The sequence below is a fragment of the Paenibacillus glycanilyticus genome, assembly GCF_030161375.1.
GTDB lineage: Bacteria > Bacillota > Bacilli > Paenibacillales > Paenibacillaceae > Pristimantibacillus > Pristimantibacillus glycanilyticus_B.
Genome location: NZ_BSSQ01000031.1, coordinates 1 through 17,625, shown reverse-complemented (window position 1 = coordinate 17,625; position 17,625 = coordinate 1). Strand labels below are relative to the sequence as shown.

The window sequence follows — 17,625 nt, the reverse complement described above, 5'->3', positions numbered from 1 at the left end:
GGGCAGTTTCGCTCGTTGTTCAGTTTTCAAAGAACAATTACTTTTTCGCAACAACGTTTCATATCTTACCACGTTGTCGTTTTTCGTGTCAAGCACTTTTTTTGATTTGTTTTTCAATCTATCAAATCATTCATCCGTGCTTTCCGTCCCAACCGCTTATCTCTCTCGGCCGGAATTAGAATATACCATAGGCTTGTACGGCATTGCAAGTCTTTTTTACAAAAAAGTTCAAAGAAGTTATCAAGGCTACTCTACCGGTTCATCGTAACCGGCTTCGTACGAATCTATATAGGAATCATAACTCTCTTCTTCCGCTGCATTCTGGATGTCTTCCGCCGTAAGGAATACCAGCTCATACCCATTTTCCTCATGCTTCTTCAACGCCTTTTCCTTGACGTATTTCGCGCTTCCTTCCGCAGCCTCTTCATCATAAAACAATAACAACCCGTCCGACTTGCGAAACAGCAATTCATCCCTAGCCTGGAACTGCCAAGGTCCGACATACGGTTGATGGCTCACCGCTCCATAATAATCTGTTTTCGAGATGATCTGATGGTAGTATTCTTTCTTCTCATCGTTCCATTGCTCTTCGGGATTCATAAAGGCGGTTATGATCGAAAGCTTCAACTGCGGATATAACGACTTGAGCTCCAGTACTACTTCGCATACCCAAAGATCAAATCCGTATTGCCCCGGTGTAATGACCCATTCCAGTCCATCTTCAATGATCGGGATCAACTTAGCCTCAATTGCCTTTTTGATAAAAGGAATATGCTTATGCTTCTGGTTGAAGATTTGGAGCTCATGAGCCCGGTAACCAGTTGCAAACAACGTCTTCAAATCATCCACCTCGTTTCTTCATCCCTACAATATAACAGCATCCAAGGCATAGCGTCAGAGAATGTACGTTCTGTTTCCATAAGAAAAAAGCTGCCTCCCATCGGGAGACAGCTCTCTTTCACCTCAAACTTATTTGTTCATCAACTGCATAAATACAGCGAGCATCTTAGCTGTTTCTTCTCTGGTTGCGAAGTCTTTCGGCGCAAAGTATACGCCCGAACGTCCGGAAATGCTTTTCCCATTAATGATGCCTGCTTGCTGAACCGCCTTAACGGCTTCTTTCACGCTTGTTGCAATAGCGCTGCTGTCGGCAAATGCGACTTCCTTCTGATTAGCTGGAAGAGTAAAGTTCATGGCGTTAGCAAAACGAACCAGCATCGCTGCCATATCCGCGCGTGTAATCGATGCCTTCGGGTTAAACTTGCCGCCGCCGATTCCGCTAGTAATGCCTTTGTCTGCTGCCCATTGTACGGCGTCTGCATAATAATCGGTCGTACGGACATCCGAGAATATGCCTGCTTTGTAGTTGCTCAACTGCGCGCCAGCAATGCGGGACAGGATCACGGTAAAGTCAGCTCTTGTAATCCGTGCTTTTGGCGAGAATTGAGTAGCGGTTGTACCTGCAATAATGTTGCGTGCCGACAAATACGTGATGGCGTCTTTCGCAAAGCTGGATGTTGTATCTTTGAAAGTCTTCTTATTATACGCCACGGCATAACGGGAGAAGTGGGTAACATCAAAGCTAACTGTTCCAGTAGCGGCGTTATATACGCCGGATGGTACGGTTACAAGCTCCCCCTTGTCCGAGATGTAATAAATAACGATGGCATTGCGGTCTTCATTAGCCGCCGGTGTGTACGGTACTTGAACATGTACGGTGCCGCCGCCAAAGGTAGAGATCGCGCTGCCGTTTGCTTTCACCGTGAAGTCAAACACCGGATGGCTTCCCACTGCTTGCAGGAACTCCGTGCGATTGCTTCCGGTTAAGCTTGCGCCAACGGAGGACGCGCTGGATTTGCGAACGGTAATGGTAACGTCGTTATTTTTCGACGCTGTTGCGATTGCAGCGATACCTTTAGCGTCAAAAGTAACGGCGCCTACGCCCGCTTCAATCGTCAGTTCTGTTAATGAAGCGTCTTTTGCTTCAGTAAAGGCACCTTTTTCAAAAGTAACGGCTGCTTCATTAGCTTTGCTGTTTGGTACTGCCGAGATTGTTAAGCTTCCTGCTTGACCGGCTGCCGACTCGTTCTTGAGCTTTTTCAATGCAGACGAGAATTGGCTGTTTGTTACATTAGCTTGCGCTTTGCCTGAAGCATCCGTTGTTGCTTCAACCTTCGTCACCACATGGACGGGCTCGGAAGGACCATTGTCCACAATGATAGAGCCTCCGCCAGATCCGCCGTTGCCGCCGCTTGGCTGTTCTGGTGTCACTACCGCTGCAGCTGTTACAGTTACCGTGCTTTCCGCTACCGCATATCCGTCAGCACTTGTTGCCGTAATTACTGTAGTGCCCTCTTTGAGCGGTGTAACTTTACCGTTCTGATCAACAGTTGCTGCAGTTGGCTGCGAGGAAGACCAAGTTACTGCGCTGGAAGCATTGTTAGCTGGCACCACCGTTGCCGTTAATTGTCCCGCCGTACCGCCTGCAACAAGCGAAAGCGACTTTTTATCGACGGATACTTTGGTCACGTTCAGCTGGTAGACGCCTACTTTGCCGCCTACTTCATAAGCTACAAGCAGAAGCGGTTGTCCTGTCGGGCTGGCCGATGCGGGAATGAATTCGATGCCTTCCGGTCCTGTGTCCGTATCCAGAAGATCAGCGCCTGTGTAGTTCCGGCTATTCGTGTAATTCGCAAATTGCGGATGCTCGGGATCCGTAACCTCATAGGTCATGAAACCGCCCGTACGTTCAAGGCCGATGAACGCAAACTCTCTGTTGCCTACTTTGCCAACCTTGATGTCTTCCGGTTCAGGTCCTTTCTTCACGCTGCGGGCATCCATGGTTGTTTTATCGTTGCTTACGTTGAAGTAATCAGGAAGACGCTTAGCTGTAATTGTCTCGAAGTCATTTCCGCTGTCGTACACTTGATCCATAGTAGCTGCATCCCAAACCGAGAAGGAGCGGCCACCATACATGTAAATGCCGTCGTTACCCATGTCTGCCGCAACTTCAACCTTATCGTATGCCGTAGTATCCTTCAGGAAATTAGCTGCCGCTGAATTGGGATCCAGTTTGCCTTTAATGGCACCAACCGTGCTAGCGTTTGTTCGGAATTCCGATGCGTCGCCTTCATTAGCGGTGAACAGATAAGTCTTGCCGTTTACCGTATAGGAAGCCATACCGTCAGGCATATACATGCCTTTGAATGGTACCGTCTCCAGTTGGATGGCGGAGTTTGATTGCACGTCCAGCGCATTAGCCACCTCATTGAAATCTTTAAGGCCCAAATCTTTAACTGCCGTAACTTTGCGGGTTGCGATATCAACTACAGCAATTGCATTGTTCTCCTGCAACGTGACATAAGCTGTCTTATTGTCAGCGGAAAGGGCAATATATTCAGGTTCGAAATCATAGACCGCGTCCTTTTTCAGACCAGGTGCGTCCGAAGTTGTTTTCGTGACATCACCCCGGATATGAACAGTGTCTTCAATAACATCAGGATTATCGAAATAAACTGGAATGGACGAATTCGTAACGGTATCTACAATCGTGACGCTGCCTTTTGCATCTCCATTTGTCATATCGCGCGGCTCCGCTTCGTCAGCGGTCAGGATATAACGGCCGTCTTCCGTCGATTTGATCATATCCGGTTGTACGCCTGCCTCATATTCGGTTACATAGTTGCCATCATAGTCGAGAACAATGATTTTGCCCGGTGTACGAGCGTCTTTCGCTTGTACGGAGACGGCAATGCGTTTTGTTGTTGTGTTAATATCTACGCTTGTAAGATCCCCATATTGGAAACCTTTTGTCTCGGACAAATCCTTGATGAGAACCGTTTTTTCCGGTGTCAGCGTTCCCGTCGCTTGACCAAGGCTTACGATCTCCAAGCTTGGAGGATTGCCAGAGCCGTTAACAAGATAAAACTTGTTGTTGTCTTTATTGTATTTGACGATCTCGGCAACGCCGCCGTCTTTGTTCGTTTTACCGAGGGAGAGGCTACCGATCTTCTCGATCGAGAGCGTATCTTTCAAATCGCGGATCGGTTGACCGACCGTAAGCCAGAACGATTTGGATACTTGTGAAGTTGGGTTTGAACTATCTGTTGCCGTTACGGTAACAAGAGAAGATTTAGCATTTTCTCCCGGCGTGCCGGAGATCTCTCCAGTCGTGCCGTTGAGTGTAAGGCCAGTTGGCAGGTTCGTTGCGCTAAATGTTAATGGAGCTGTTCCTCCGCTTGCGGCGACCGTAGCGGTATATGCCGTTCCTATTGTTCCACCTGCAATTGCGGTAGTTGTGATTGCAATCGGTTCAACTTCCGGTGTTTCCGGTTCTTCAGGCGTTGTTACGCCCCATGAACCAAAAGCACTGTTGTGAGGAAGCGTCGATGCTAATTCCGCCTCCTTGCCGGCTGCGTTCAATAGCTCATAATCAATTTGTTGAAAATCGGATTTATTGATGTCCGAGTCAGCAGTTGTCTTGCGGCGGATTGCTTTTTTCTTAGACGTTCCTTCAGTTGATCCTGACGGATAGGCCGTTTCGTATCCATCAATGTCGCTGCCCGTGTCATTGCTGCCCGTACCAACCATATCCACGTAACCTGCTGGTTTTGTACTAAAAGGATTGGAATCCGCTTGGGCAAGCAATGTTTGATTGCTCATCAGCACAACCTTCATGCCTTTATTATTGATAAATTGGGTATCCCAGGTTAAATCTGCCTTGCCAGCAAGACTGAGTTTTGCATCTCCTGCGTTCGCCGTAACATTCGCAGCCGCACCTGTAACTAAGAAGGAAGAGTGCGCTTTAATCGTACCGGTCAAATCAAGCTTTTTCCATTCTGAAGTAATTGCGCCCGTAGTAGCGCTGCTACCGCGATCATTATATTGCAAAGACCATCCGGCGAGATCGATATCGTTATCCGTTTGATTGTAAAGTTCAATAAATCCGTTAGAGAAATATACGCCAGTCGTAGCAGCAACACCGCCGCCAAAAACCTGATTAATGATGACATGTGGAACGGTTACATCATATGCATTCGATGACGTATAAGGAGTACCCGCCACTGGTGCCGAAGTTCCGTCCGCCATAGCTACTCCGGTCCCTAGCATAGCTGTTGCCGCAATCTCGGCTGCTAGGAACAGGGACAAGAAACGCTTGCTCTTATTGATCATTTATTAGTTTCACTCCCATTTCATAGATTCTATTAAAATTGTAGTGGGAGATTGTTTTCTTAAGGTTAATAACGGCTTTAAGATATTGTAAACAATTGTTAGTTTTTGTCCGAATATTTGTGTAAAGGGGGCTTGGAGTAAGAAAAGCCTTGCCAAGCAACACTAACCTTATGTAAAATCGAGCAAGTTGCGCAAAAATTGACTTTATGTTATGGAGGACTACAGCTAGATGAAACCACATGAAATCGGCGTCCACGAACGGCCGCCTATGGGCCAGAGCCTTATGCTGAGCATTCAGCATTTGTTCGCGATGTTTGGCTCCACCGTACTTGTTCCAAATCTGCTTGGCGTTGATCCGGCGATTTGTCTTCTTATGAACGGGATCGGCACTTTGCTTTATCTATTCATTGTAAAAGGTAAAATCCCCGCTTATCTCGGCTCCAGCTTTGCGTTTATCGCGCCGGCCGGAGCGGTAATTGGCAACCATGCCTCCAATGGCGACGGTTATTCCGCCGCGCTAGGCGGATTCATTGCTGCCGGGGTTGTATTCACGGTTGTTGCTCTCATCATTCAAGCTGCGGGTACCGGCTGGATTAATGTCATCTTCCCGCCTGCGGCAATGGGCGCAATCGTTGCGGTTATCGGACTGGAGTTAATTCCGGTTGCAGCCGGAATGGCGGGATGGATCAAAGCGCCAAGCGCGCCGGCTGACCAAGCTTGGGCACCGGATAATGCAGCGATAACCATCTCCATCGTTACTCTTCTAATAACGGTTCTTGGTTCGGTCCTCTTCCGAGGCTTCATGCGGATTATTCCGATTCTGGTCGGTATCGTGTGCGGATACGTACTTGCTTACTTCATGGACTTTACGAACTTCGACAATGTATCGGCAAGCAGTTGGATTGCAGCTCCAACCTTTACGGCTCCAACGTTTGAATGGGCTGCCATCCTGACGATTATTCCCGCTTCCCTCGTGGTGCTTGCTGAACATATCGGGCACTTGATCGTAACCGGCAATATTGTCAAAAAAGATTTGTCCAAAGATCCGGGCTTGCACCGTTCCCTGCTTGGCAACGGGATCTCGACGCTTCTCTCCGGTTTCCTGGGTTCGACACCAAATACAACTTACGGAGAAAATATCGGCGTACTTGCGATTACACGCGTATATTCCACCTTCGTAATCGGCGGCGCAGCCGTATTTGCCATAGTTCTGTCGTTCTTCGGTAAATTCTCGGCGCTTATTGCCGGCATTCCCCTTCCGGTCATGGGCGGCGTGTCGCTGCTGCTCTTCGGCGTCATTGCGGCTTCCGGACTGCGGATGCTGGTCGAATCAAAAATCGACTACAGCAAACCAACTAACTTATACCTGACGACGGTTGTTCTTGTAACAGGCCTCAGTGGCGCAAAAATTACAATCGGCGATTTCTCCCTCTCGGGTATGGGCCTTGCAACAGTAACAGCAATTGTTCTCAGCTTGCTGTTCAAGCTGTTCGAGGTTACGCGGATGTCTAACGATTCGGAAGCAGCCGGCCATTAATACGGATATGAAATAAAACAAAGCCCAACGGCAAATGCCGCTGGGCTTTCGTTATGTTCAACCGTTCAACCGTTCAACTTCAGAACTAAGCTCTTTTTCTCCGAGTCATAACATCGAAGATTACGGCAATGGCAAGTACGCCACCGCGAATCATGTATTGATAGGAGATGCCTACCCCCATCAGGTTCATGCCGCTGGAAAGCGAAGCCATTACAATCGCACCGATAATCGAACCGGTTACTTTACCAACGCCGCCTGCTGCCGATACGCCGCCGACATAGGCCGCCGCAATGGCGTCAAGCTCGAACAGTGTTCCGGCTGTTGTTGTTGCCGATTGCAGACGAGCCGTGAACAGGATACCGGACAAGGCGGAGAGAAGACCCATCGAGCCAAATACGATGTAAGTAATTTTCTTAACGTTAATGCCGCTCAAATGAGCTGCCTCTGGATTGCTGCCTACCGCATAAATATGACGGCCAAGCACGGTGCTCGTTGTTAGGAAGTGATAGATGACTACAACCGCCAGCATAATAATGACCGTCCAGGAGAAGCCGTTGTAGCCTGCGATAATGTAAGTGATGTAAGCGATAATAGCGGATACGAATACAAGCTTAACCGCAAACATGCCTTTCGAAATGACATCGAATTGATACTTGATCTTGTTGTTGCGCTTGGACACCTCGAAGTAGATAAACAACAGGATGGCAACTAAGCCAAGCACAAGAGACAGGAAGTTCAAGTCATCCAGCTTAAACCAAGACGGAATGTAGCCGTTGCCTAGGGCGTTGAAATGCTCATCTTTGACGATAATCGTACCGGACTTCTCCGTTACGCGCAGCAATGCGCCGCGGAATATCAACATGCCTGCGAGAGAGGCTACGAAAGACGGAATGCCCAGCGATGCAACTAACACGCCGTTAAAGAGACCAACTACTATACCAAGGACAAGAATAATAGGAATGGTCAAATAGACGGGAACGCCGGCTTCGGATAACAAAATAGCAGCGATCGCGCCAAGGAAACCGGCTGCAAATCCAACGGACAAGTCGATGTGCCGGATGACAATAACGAGCGTCATGCCTACCGCAAGTACGGCGATATAGCCAGTAGCGTCAAGAAGGTTGCTAATATTGCGGGAAGACATGAACAATCCATCGGTCAAGATCGAGAACGTCAGCATAATGACAAACAACGCGATGTACATGCCGTATTCGCGAATATTCACTTTCAGCAATGATTTTCCTTCAGTAAGAATGTTAACGGGTTGTTTCTTAGGTCCCGCGGTTTGAATGCTCATCGGTGTTCCTCCTAAAATGAATAGCCACGTAAAATGGCGTTACTATGCCGTTAGCGGCGATTCATGCATCGTAAGCACGGTTATTGCGTTGCAAATTGCATGATATTTTCCTGATTGGCTTCTTCAATCGGCAACTCGCCTCTGATTCGCCCTTCCGCCATTACGTAAATACGGTCGCTCATTCCGAGAACCTCGCCAAGCTCGGAAGAGATCATGATGATGCTCATGCCTTCGGCAATCAGCTTGTTCATGATCGTGTAGATCTCGAATTTGGCTCCAACATCAATGCCTCGCGTAGGCTCATCCAAGATCAGCAGTTGCGGACCTACGAACAGCCATTTGCCAAGCGATACCTTCTGCTGATTGCCGCCGCTTAGATTACCGACGATCTGTTCAATCGAAGGCGCCTTGACGTTAAGCGAGCTTTTGTAATCGCTGGCGATCCGAATTTCCTTGTTGTCATTAAGGAAGCCACTCTTCGAAATCCCCTTCAGGTTCGCCGCCGAGATGTTGTTCTTAATATTCTGGATCAGGAATAGTCCGTCTCCTTTGCGGTCCTCGGTTACGTAAGCAATCCCTTCCTTAATCGCTTCATTCGGATGTTTGAAGGATTTAGGCAAACCGTTCACCAGCAATTCGCCTTTCAGTCTATAAGACTTCGGATTGCCGAAGATGCTGCGAGCAAGCTCCGTACGTCCCGAGCCCATCAAGCCGGCTATCCCGACGATTTCTCCTTTTTTAACATGCAGATTGACGTCCCTGACTACCTCTCTGCCCAGCTGAGCATCATAAGCCGTCCAATTCCGGACTTCCAAGATGTTATGCCCAAACGATTTATTAGTTCTCTTCGGATAAATATCTTCGATTTCACGGCCAACCATGTTGCGGATAATCGTATTTTCGGTTATTTCGCCTTTGGAACCGTCAAGCGTGCAGATCGTGCGCCCATCCCGGAGCACCGTTGCTTTGTCTGCGATAGAGATAACTTCTTTCAGCTTGTGGGAAATCATGATACTCGTAATGCCTTGCTTCTTCAGCTCGCGCAGCAATTCAAGAAGGTTCTCGCTGTCATTCTCGTTCAAGGCTGCCGTTGGTTCGTCCAGAATAAGCAGCTTTACGTTCTTGCTGAGCGCTTTGGCGATCTCGACTAGCTGCTGCTTGCCTACGCCCAACTCTTTAATCAGCATTTCCGGGTTAACATCCAGCCCTACCCGCTCCAGCATCCGCTTAGCCTCGGCGATCGTCTTGTTCCAATCCACAATCTTGCCGCGCTTAATCTCATTTCCCGCAAAAATATTCTCGTATACCGTCAGATCCGGGAATAGTGCCAGCTCTTGATAAATAATCGCGACGCCCGCTTTGACGCTGTCGCTGATTTTATGGAAAGCCTGGATATCGTCTTCAAAAACAATATCGCCTTTATAAGTGCCATATGGATACACGCCGCTCAGAACTTTCATCAGCGTTGACTTGCCCGCTCCGTTCTCGCCGATCAGGCAATGAATCTCGCCTTTCTCCACCTTGAAGCTAACGTCCGAGAGCGCTTTGACCCCCGTAAATTCCTTGGAGATATTATTCATTTCTAAAATGTAGCTCTTCATCATCATGCACTCCTAAAAAGAATTTTCGCGTTCTCTGCGATAATTCTTACATCGTAAGGATCCGCTTATCTTCTACAAGCAAGGAATAGTGATAGAAGAATCTATCACTATTCCTAAATGAATTGCTCATTATTGCAACTTACAGACCCGTGAAGTCGCTCGCTGCGTAGTAAGCCGAATCAATAAGCTCTTTCTTCACGTTGTCTTTGTCCACAACGATAACGTTGGTTTGTTTTGCTTTTACGTCAATCTTGCCGTTGTTATACGAACCTGTTGTAGCAGGATCTTTGCCGTCCAGAATGTCGACTGCCATACCCATAGCGTCTTTCACAAGCGTACGAACGTCTTTGAATACGGTCATCGATTGTTTGCCGTCAATTACGTATTGGATCGAAGCTTTCTCCGCATCTTGACCTGTTACAACAAAGCTTGTTACCGCGCTGTCGGAAGCAAATACGTCTGCGATCGAACGTGCAGTTCCATCGTTAGGAGCAAGGATTTCAACATCGCCTTTCATATCAGCGGCAGCTGCAGTCAAGTGAGTTTGGGCTTTGTTTTTCGCTTCGTTTGCATCCCAGTTCGTTGTTACTTGGCCGATGATTTTGCTCAGCTCGTCGCGGGAGAGCTCAGCTTTGCCTTTCAAAGCTTCAGCTTCGCTGGAGTTTGCGATTTTGAATGTGCCGTCAGCGATTTTAGGCTGCAGCACTTTCCATGCGCCGCCGAAGAACAGGAACGCGTTGTTATCGGATGCCGCGCCAGCATACAGGTACAGCGGTTGGCCGTTGCCTTTCGCATGGTCAACCAGGTATTGTGCTTGTGCAGCGCCTACAGCTTCGCTATCAAATGTAACGTAGTAGTCAACTGCATCCGTATTCGTGATCAAACGGTCATAAGAGATAACTTTGATGCCTTCTTTTTTCGCGGCTTCTACGGATGCGGCAGCAGCGTCGCCGTCTTGAGGACAGATGATAAGTACTTTGATGCCTTTATTAATCAATGTTTCTACGTTTTCTTTTTCTTTCGCAGAAGAACCTTGGCTGAACAAAATCTCGGTTGTGTATTTGGAGCCCTTCAGTGCATCCTTGAAGCGCTGCTCGTCTTGAACCCAACGCGGCTCATCCTTCGTCGGCAATACGATCCCAACGCTTACTTTGCTGTCGCCTTTACCGCAAGCTGCAACCAAAGCCGTGAGCAGCATGACAACCATCAAAAGTGCAAATGCTTTGAAGCTCTTTTTCATCTTTGTTACCCCTCCATAAAGTCTTTATTTGCTTACAGGACCAACTATATCACGGGCAACTTCCAATGAAAGCGCTATTATATAGCACTCTTTTACAACCGCCTAGACTTTTTTATGCTGACAAAAAAAAGACTAGCCAGTCGCTAAACTGGCTAGTCTTTATCGCATCTTACTTCGTATCGACGTTCTTATAAACATCCTCGCGGGAGTGGAAACCGTCGGCAATAATCGTCTCATTGATATTGGATTTATCTACCGCAATGGGCGACAGCAGTACGGACGGCACTTCAATCTTGCCGTTATTTACGGTCCGGTCTGCGCCTGTATCCTCGCCTTTCGCCAGCTTTACGGCAAGCTCCGCGGCTTTGTCCGCAAGCAGCTTAATCGGCTTATACACGGTCATCGTCTGAGTCCCTTCCACAATCCGCTGGGCGGCGGCAAGCTCCGCGTCTTGCCCGGCTACCGGAAGTTTGCCTGCAAGACCCTGTCCGGCAAGCGCCTCAACGACGCCTCCTGCCGTAGCATCATTTGCCGCAATGACGGCATCAATCTTGTTGCCATTCGCTAAGAGCGCATCCTTCATATTGGCGAGCGCATTAACCGGAGTCCAGTCTTTCGTCCATTGGTCATACACAACGGTAATGTCGCCGCGGTCGATAAACGGCTGCAGCACATTAAATACCCCTTGCTTGAACAAATGCGCGTTATTGTCCGTGTCGGCACCGCCGATGTACACAAATTTCCCCTTAGGCACCAGCTTTGTAATAGCTTTCGCCTGTAGTTCCCCTACTGCTTCATTATCAAACGATACGTACAAATCCACGTCGGCGTTCTTTATGAGACGGTCGTACGCAAGCACTTTAATGCCGGCCGAATGCGCCTTCTTCACGATTGCCGCCGTTGCGTCCGCATTATGGGGCACAACAACCAGAATATCGACCCCTTCGCTGATTAATGCCTCGGCCTGGGAGATTTGCTTCGCGTCGTCCCCGTTAGCGGCAATAATCTCCACTTCTGCGCCAAGCGCCTCGCAAGCCTCCCGGAACAAATCCCGGTCTTTCAGCCAACGCTCCTCCAAGAGCGTATCCATGGAAAATCCGATTCTAATCTTATGTTCGGTCTGACTCGAATCAACAGAAGCCGTTACCGTAGGCTCAGGCTGCTTAATGTTCTCGCCTGTAGCAGTTCCTTCGCTATCGCATGCCGTTAAGAAAAAGCAGAACATTAGAAGGGCAACGCACAAGATTGACCTTCTCCTAACGAAGCCGAGTTTCATGTGCTTCTCTTCCTTTTTCCGATTATTTAGCTTGAGGCCAATTTGCCAAGAAGTGTCTTGCGGTATTCCGTTGGAGACACCTCGCACATTTTCTTGAATACTTTGCTGAAGTAATTCGGATCATGATAGCCGACCATGTACGTAATTTCCTTCAGACTTCGCTCCGGATCTCCCATCAGCTTGATCGCTTTCTTAATCCGGCATTCCGTCAGAAAGTCGATATAGTTGATCCCGAGCTGGTCTTTAAACATTTTGCTAATATAAAAAGGACTTAAACCAACCATTCTCCCAATCGCTTCCAGCGAAATATCTTCATGGGAATGTTCGGCAATATACTGCTTGATTTGCTGAATCGCATCCGGCTCGATCCGGTCATGATGCTCGGCGAACGCTTGCCGCATCCGCTCCAGCAACAGCTCCGATTCCGTCCTCAACTGTCTGTAATCATGCGCTTGGAACGAGAACATTGGCGTATCCGTCTCGACTCCCATTTCGTTCAATACACGGGAAGTGATCCAGAGCAGTTCAAGCACCCGCTGCTGCGCGTGCAAAAGACTTGAGCCCTCGTTCTCGTACCGGCGGACAAAATCCATCAAATCGATGCGCATCTGCTCCCATTGCCCTAGCCGGATCCGGTCGAATAGCTGCTGCTCCAATTGCTTCACGGGATATCCGTCCCGCATAACGCCTAAAGCTGGAGTATCCTCAAAAAAACGGTACTTAACCGGAAGTGACGGATCCATGGACGCATATAAGGCCTCCTGGTACGATTGCCGGATTTGGTCCAACGTTTCGCATACATTGCCGATTCCGATAAACCAGCCGTCTTGTCCTTCGGACTTTGCGGCCGCTAGCAATTCGCGTGCCATCGTCATCGCCTGGGAACGGTACGAGCGGTTTGCCTCAGGGAATACAAGGATTGGAATTTGCCGTCCGTACATAGCCCCAACCCAGCCAATGCCCAAACTACGAATCTTTTCCTTAATAACGGCGTAATAGTGTTCTGCACCAGGGGGGATCAACACGTTCATGGCGTATTTTCCGCTGGCAATGTTCATCCCAAGCAGCCCTACCAGCTCATCCAAATGCACTTCATGCACATGATCAAACAATAATTGCGTTACGATATCCGTTTCGATAATCGGCAATACTCTCTGCAACGCGGTGCGTTGAAGCTCCGTTGTCTCGGCTGTCTTCCGCTCCTCTTCAATGAGCTGTAGTACACGTTCCACGGTTGCTACAATTTCCGATGCCTTGCTTGGCTTCAGAAGGTAATCCTTCACGCCTAGTTTGATGGCTTTACGCGCGTAATCAAACGTATCATAAGCGGTGACCATTATGAATTTGATGGACGGCTGGCTTGCGCTAATGATTTCTACCGCTTCCAGTCCGTTAATACCCGGCATCTTCACGTCCATCAGAATCAAATCAGGGCGAAACTCTTCGGCTAGCTGAATGGCTAGATTTCCGTTCTTCGCTTGCTCAATGAGGATTTCAGGCAGCCCATGCTGCAGAATCGCCTTTAATCCTTCCCGCTCGATCTGCTCATCATCCACAATTAACAGCTTATACATGATTTATCCGGCCTCCCTTTCCTTAGGCAGCTTCAAGATTACTTTCGTTCCTTTGCCTACTTCGCTTTGAATGGCCATCACGTCTTCTCGCCCGTAATACAGCTTAAGCCGATTGATTACATTTCCGAAGCCGATGCCCGTTGAATGCCCGTCACCTTCCTGCGAAGAGAATCGGTCCTCCATGATCTGCGATATTTTATCCTCGGACATGCCGCTGCCTTCATCTTCGATTTCGACAATGACATCGGAGTCCTCTTTCCTAACCCGGAAGGTGATCGTTCCCCCCTCTTCCAAAGGCTCAATCGCGTGGATAACCGCATTTTCAATAATAGGCTGGATCGTAAGACCCGGAATCTGGACATAAAGGCAATCCTCATCTACTTCCTCTACAAAATGCAGACGTTCGGTAAACCTGGTCTTCTGGATAAAAATATACTCCCTCAGTACTCGGACCTCTTCATATAGCGTAACCGGCCGGTCGAGGCGCTTAAGATTGTAGCGGAGCAATCTAGCAACGCTCGTGAGAAGGTCGCTTGTTTCAAGCGAACCTTCCAGATATGCCTTTTTGGATAACGTATCTAGCGTATTAAATAAGAAATGGGGGTTAATCTGACTTTGCAGACTTCGGAGCTGGCTCTCCTGAAGGAGCAGCTTGTTCTTCTGAAGTTCGCTCTCCAGCTGTGCTTTTGTTTGAATTTCCGAGATTAGGTTATTAATATTGATCCTCATCCGGTCAAACGTCTTGGCCAGGAAGGAGATTTCATCATTGGCGTTGATCTCGATATGGGTATCGAATCTCCCTCGAGAGAGCTCGCGGGCCGCTTGGGTAAGGCGTTGTATGGGCCGGGTGATACTAAGCGAGAACCAATACGTAAACAACAGGAGCAGGAAAGTGATAAGGGCAAGCATCCATACGCCAAGCTTCTTCAGCTCGACGGACTGATTGATCATCCCGCGGTAAAACTGGTCATACGTCTTTAATTCGGTGCCCAATAGCGTTAAAGTCATCTCGGATATATATTTGGACAGCCGCGTTGCTTCCGTGAAGTTATTAAGCGCCTCTTCATTGTTCTTCTCGTCCAATAAACGTATGGATCGATTCGTGGAATCCACAAGACTGTCAATTAAGTTGAGATAATTCGTAAGAGTAAATTGATTGCCGTTATTGCGGAGATCCGCAATTTGTAGCTGCGCGTCCAGAAGCCTTGTCCGGTCGCCCTCTACGTTGGAAAGCTTGGACGGAGAAGGAGCCTGAATGTAGTTATTGAGGGAAGTGACCAGCTGCTGACTCGATTCGCTCACTTCATTCATTTGCAAATAGCGCTGCAAAATATCATTATATTGATCCTGCATTTTCTGGTTGTAGTAAGTAAGGATAAACCAGATCGCAACCATAATAAACAAGACGATAGCGGTAAGCGACAATATCTTCTTCTGTACGGTGTTCATGGGAGCTCATCCGCCTTCAAGAGCTTGATATCCGTGTAATAGCCGTCGTATTTCAACGGGAATGACTCGCCTTGCAGCCACTTCACCATCAGCTGTACGCCAAGCTCTCCCATCATTTCAGGAGATTGTTCAATAATACCGCTCATCTTTTTTTCCTTAAGCAAAGTCTTAATCTCCGGACTGTCGTCAAAGGAGTAGATATGAAACCTGCTTAGCTGCGCGCGTTTGCCAATCTCCTGCACCATCGCGCTGGCATTGTTCGCGGTAACCGATACAAATGCAGCGACGCCCGGTTCTTTATTCATGATTTCATTGGTAGCCGTTACGACCTTTTCTCTTGTATCCCCTGCTACTACCGTAATAGGTTCAATGTTCGGATAGAACTTCAATATGCTTAGAATACCGTTAAGTCGCTTGCTCTGAAAATCTTCCTGGCGGTCGGAGACCATGAGCACAACCTTGCCTTTCTGCCCCAAATCTTCGGCCAGCTGCGTTCCGATCATTTGACCTGCCTTATAGTGGTCGGAACCGATGTATGTCCGCCTCAAACTGTCCTCAATTGGCACATCATTGGCAATCGTAAAGATTGGTATTCCGTTCTCGGCGGCTTTGACCGTTGCAAGCTGATTAAACTCGTCCGTATTTAAACCTTGCACCAGAATGCCGTCAACTTTGGATGCAATGGCAATCTCCATATTTTTCAGAAAATCCTCCTGGTTGGCTCCATAACTGCCCCAGACCTCCAGCTCGGCTCCATACTTAGCTGCAGCTTTAGAAGCACCACTCTCGACTTTATCCCAAAACGGCGTATCCAGCTCCTGCGTTATAAGGATGAGCCGGTAGCCGGTTTTATTGGTACTGCCTACATTGGCCGGAGCGGATAGATTATAATTTTGGAATACATGAATAAAAGAAGATAGGGTAAACCCGAGCAGCACTAGGCAAATGGCAGATAACAGCACAATGACGAGTTTCCTCATGTGTCGGCTCCTTTATCGATATACACTCTACTAAAAGCGCTTCCATAAATAGTTGCCCTCATCATAGCACATTAGTCCTAGTCAAGATATGTAATTTTTAAGAGTATTAAGAATTGACATTAAAATAAACAGAAAGCTATAATTTTATAGAAGTAATGGATGAATATGTAATTAAGTATAGGGGCAGGTGAACGAAATTAAGAAGTTTTTAACCGTGGCAGGGAAAATATTGCTAAGCTTCGTGCTCCCAATTGGAGCTATGGTCATTGTCGGTATCGGTTACGCGGTGTACATCATTGCAACAGGTACCAGTATGGAAGAGGTCACTATTAAGATTGGCGGGGCGCGCTGGACGCAATACATGCAGACTGTGCTGTTTATTGGGAGTGCCTTTGCCATGTATGCCTGGTTTGAGCGCCGGTCTAAATGGTCGCTTGGCTTGAGGCAGACAAATGGAGCGGATCTTGGCATTCAAGGTTTTTTTGCGGGAATTGTCCTAATGACTCTTTCTTCCATCCTCATCTGGGCTGCGGGCGGAATGAAATGGGAAGCAACCGAATGGGATTACACCTTGCTCAATTCCATGGTCGAAGGTTTTATTTTGTACTCGTTTGTTGCTTTCTCTGAAGAGATATTTACGCGCGGGTATATTCAAGGGCTCATCAAATATCATTATGGCAGTACTACCGCAATTATTGTGAGCTCTATTATTTTTGCATTTATGCACAGCATGAATCCAAATATGTTTGAAACGCCTTTTCCATTCATCAATATTTGCCTTGCAGGCATTCTATTCTCGGTCGCACGAGAACTTACCGGCAGCTTAAGGTGGCCTATCGGTCTTCATTTGAGCTGGAACTTCTTCCAAGGTTACGTATATGGCTTCCAAGTTTCCGGTACGGAACCCGTGCCAGCCGTGCTTACCGTAACCTATAAAGGAAACACTGCGCTATCTGGCGGTGATTTTGGCGCCGAAGGCAGCTACATGGCTTCATTCGTGCTTCTTCTTGGCATAATAGCCGTCTATTATCTATACAGAAAGAAGAAACGCTGACATAAAGTCAGCGTTTTTGTGTGTATAAAAAAAAAGATTACTTCAAATCTGAAGTAATCTTGTGATTATTATATGGAGCGGAAGACGGGAATCGAACCCGCGACCCTCGCCTTGGCAAGGCGATGCTCTACCGCTGAGCCACTTCCGCATATAAATGGCTGGGGATCAAGGATTCGAACCTAGGAATGACGGAGTCAAAGTCCGTTGCCTTACCGCTTGGCTAATCCCCAACGCTTATATGTAATTCTAAAGAATAAATGGGGCGATCGATGGGACTTGAACCCACGAATGCCAGAGCCACAGACTGGTGCGTTAACCCCTTCGCCACGACCGCCATATTAATAGGTGCATTTGCACCTTCAAAACTGGATGCGAAATAATGAATTCTTAAGCTTGTTTATGGGGTCCCCGCAAAGTAATCGGAATTCTCCTCGAAGCATACGCT

Annotated in this window: 11 protein-coding genes and 3 tRNA genes; 2 read left to right on the top strand and 12 right to left on the bottom strand. The window is 47.9% G+C overall.

The genetic code is table 11. The features are described from left to right. Positions 1 to 246: 246 nt before the first annotated feature. The gene (locus QQK89_RS28790; protein WP_284242205.1) at positions 247 to 840 is read right to left on the bottom strand and encodes a DUF1273 domain-containing protein; all 594 of its coding nucleotides are present in this window, start codon (positions 838 to 840) and stop codon (positions 247 to 249) included. Between the two features lie 129 nt (positions 841 to 969). After that, positions 970 to 5,172 (bottom strand): choice-of-anchor I family protein, encoded by a 4,203-nt coding sequence (locus QQK89_RS28785; RefSeq protein ID WP_284242204.1) that lies wholly within the window; start codon positions 5,170 to 5,172, stop codon positions 970 to 972. Positions 5,173 to 5,401: 229 nt separating this feature from the next. Between QQK89_RS28785 and uraA the strand changes: the two genes are divergently transcribed. Then, complete coding sequence (gene uraA / locus QQK89_RS28780; protein ID WP_284242203.1) at positions 5,402 to 6,709, top strand: uracil permease; 1,308 nt, start codon at positions 5,402 to 5,404, stop codon at positions 6,707 to 6,709. 85 nt (positions 6,710 to 6,794) lie between these two features. Here the strand turns inward: uraA and QQK89_RS28775 are convergent, their stop codons facing one another. From QQK89_RS28775 to QQK89_RS28745, 7 genes are all read right to left on the bottom strand, one after another. Continuing rightward, the gene (locus tag QQK89_RS28775) at positions 6,795 to 8,006 is read right to left on the bottom strand and encodes a sugar ABC transporter permease (RefSeq protein WP_284242201.1); all 1,212 of its coding nucleotides are present in this window, start codon (positions 8,004 to 8,006) and stop codon (positions 6,795 to 6,797) included. A gap of 80 nt (positions 8,007 to 8,086) precedes the next feature. Then, entirely contained in the window at positions 8,087 to 9,607 is a 1,521-nt protein-coding gene (locus tag QQK89_RS28770; protein WP_284242200.1) for a sugar ABC transporter ATP-binding protein, read from the bottom strand. Positions 9,608 to 9,746: 139 nt separating this feature from the next. Continuing rightward, the gene (locus tag QQK89_RS28765) at positions 9,747 to 10,847 is read right to left on the bottom strand and encodes a sugar ABC transporter substrate-binding protein (protein ID WP_284242199.1); all 1,101 of its coding nucleotides are present in this window, start codon (positions 10,845 to 10,847) and stop codon (positions 9,747 to 9,749) included. Between the two features lie 169 nt (positions 10,848 to 11,016). Further along, complete coding sequence (gene xylF, locus QQK89_RS28760; RefSeq protein ID WP_284242198.1) at positions 11,017 to 12,123, bottom strand: D-xylose ABC transporter substrate-binding protein; 1,107 nt, start codon at positions 12,121 to 12,123, stop codon at positions 11,017 to 11,019. A gap of 26 nt (positions 12,124 to 12,149) precedes the next feature. Further along, complete coding sequence (locus tag QQK89_RS28755; protein WP_284242197.1) at positions 12,150 to 13,697, bottom strand: response regulator; 1,548 nt, start codon at positions 13,695 to 13,697, stop codon at positions 12,150 to 12,152. Positions 13,698 to 13,700: 3 nt separating this feature from the next. Continuing rightward, positions 13,701 to 15,146, bottom strand: a complete 1,446-nt coding sequence (locus QQK89_RS28750; RefSeq protein WP_284242196.1) for a sensor histidine kinase — start codon at positions 15,144 to 15,146, stop codon at positions 13,701 to 13,703. Further along, the gene (locus QQK89_RS28745; protein ID WP_284242195.1) at positions 15,143 to 16,126 is read right to left on the bottom strand and encodes a sugar ABC transporter substrate-binding protein; all 984 of its coding nucleotides are present in this window, start codon (positions 16,124 to 16,126) and stop codon (positions 15,143 to 15,145) included. The genes QQK89_RS28750 and QQK89_RS28745 overlap by 4 nt, the downstream gene beginning before the upstream one ends. A 214-nt stretch (positions 16,127 to 16,340) precedes the next feature. Here QQK89_RS28745 and QQK89_RS28740 point away from each other — a divergent pair, with 214 nt between their 5' ends. After that, a complete protein-coding gene (locus QQK89_RS28740; protein WP_284242194.1) occupies positions 16,341 to 17,180 on the top strand; it encodes a CPBP family intramembrane glutamic endopeptidase in 840 nt (279 codons plus the stop codon). Between the two features lie 73 nt (positions 17,181 to 17,253). Here QQK89_RS28740 and QQK89_RS28735 read toward each other — a convergent pair. From QQK89_RS28735 to QQK89_RS28725, 3 genes are all read right to left on the bottom strand, one after another. After that, positions 17,254 to 17,328 (bottom strand) — tRNA-Gly (locus tag QQK89_RS28735). Positions 17,329 to 17,335: 7 nt separating this feature from the next. Beyond that, positions 17,336 to 17,410 (bottom strand) — tRNA-Gln (locus QQK89_RS28730). A gap of 28 nt (positions 17,411 to 17,438) precedes the next feature. After that, positions 17,439 to 17,514 (bottom strand) — tRNA-His (locus tag QQK89_RS28725). Between the last annotated feature and the right edge of the window lie 111 nt (positions 17,515 to 17,625).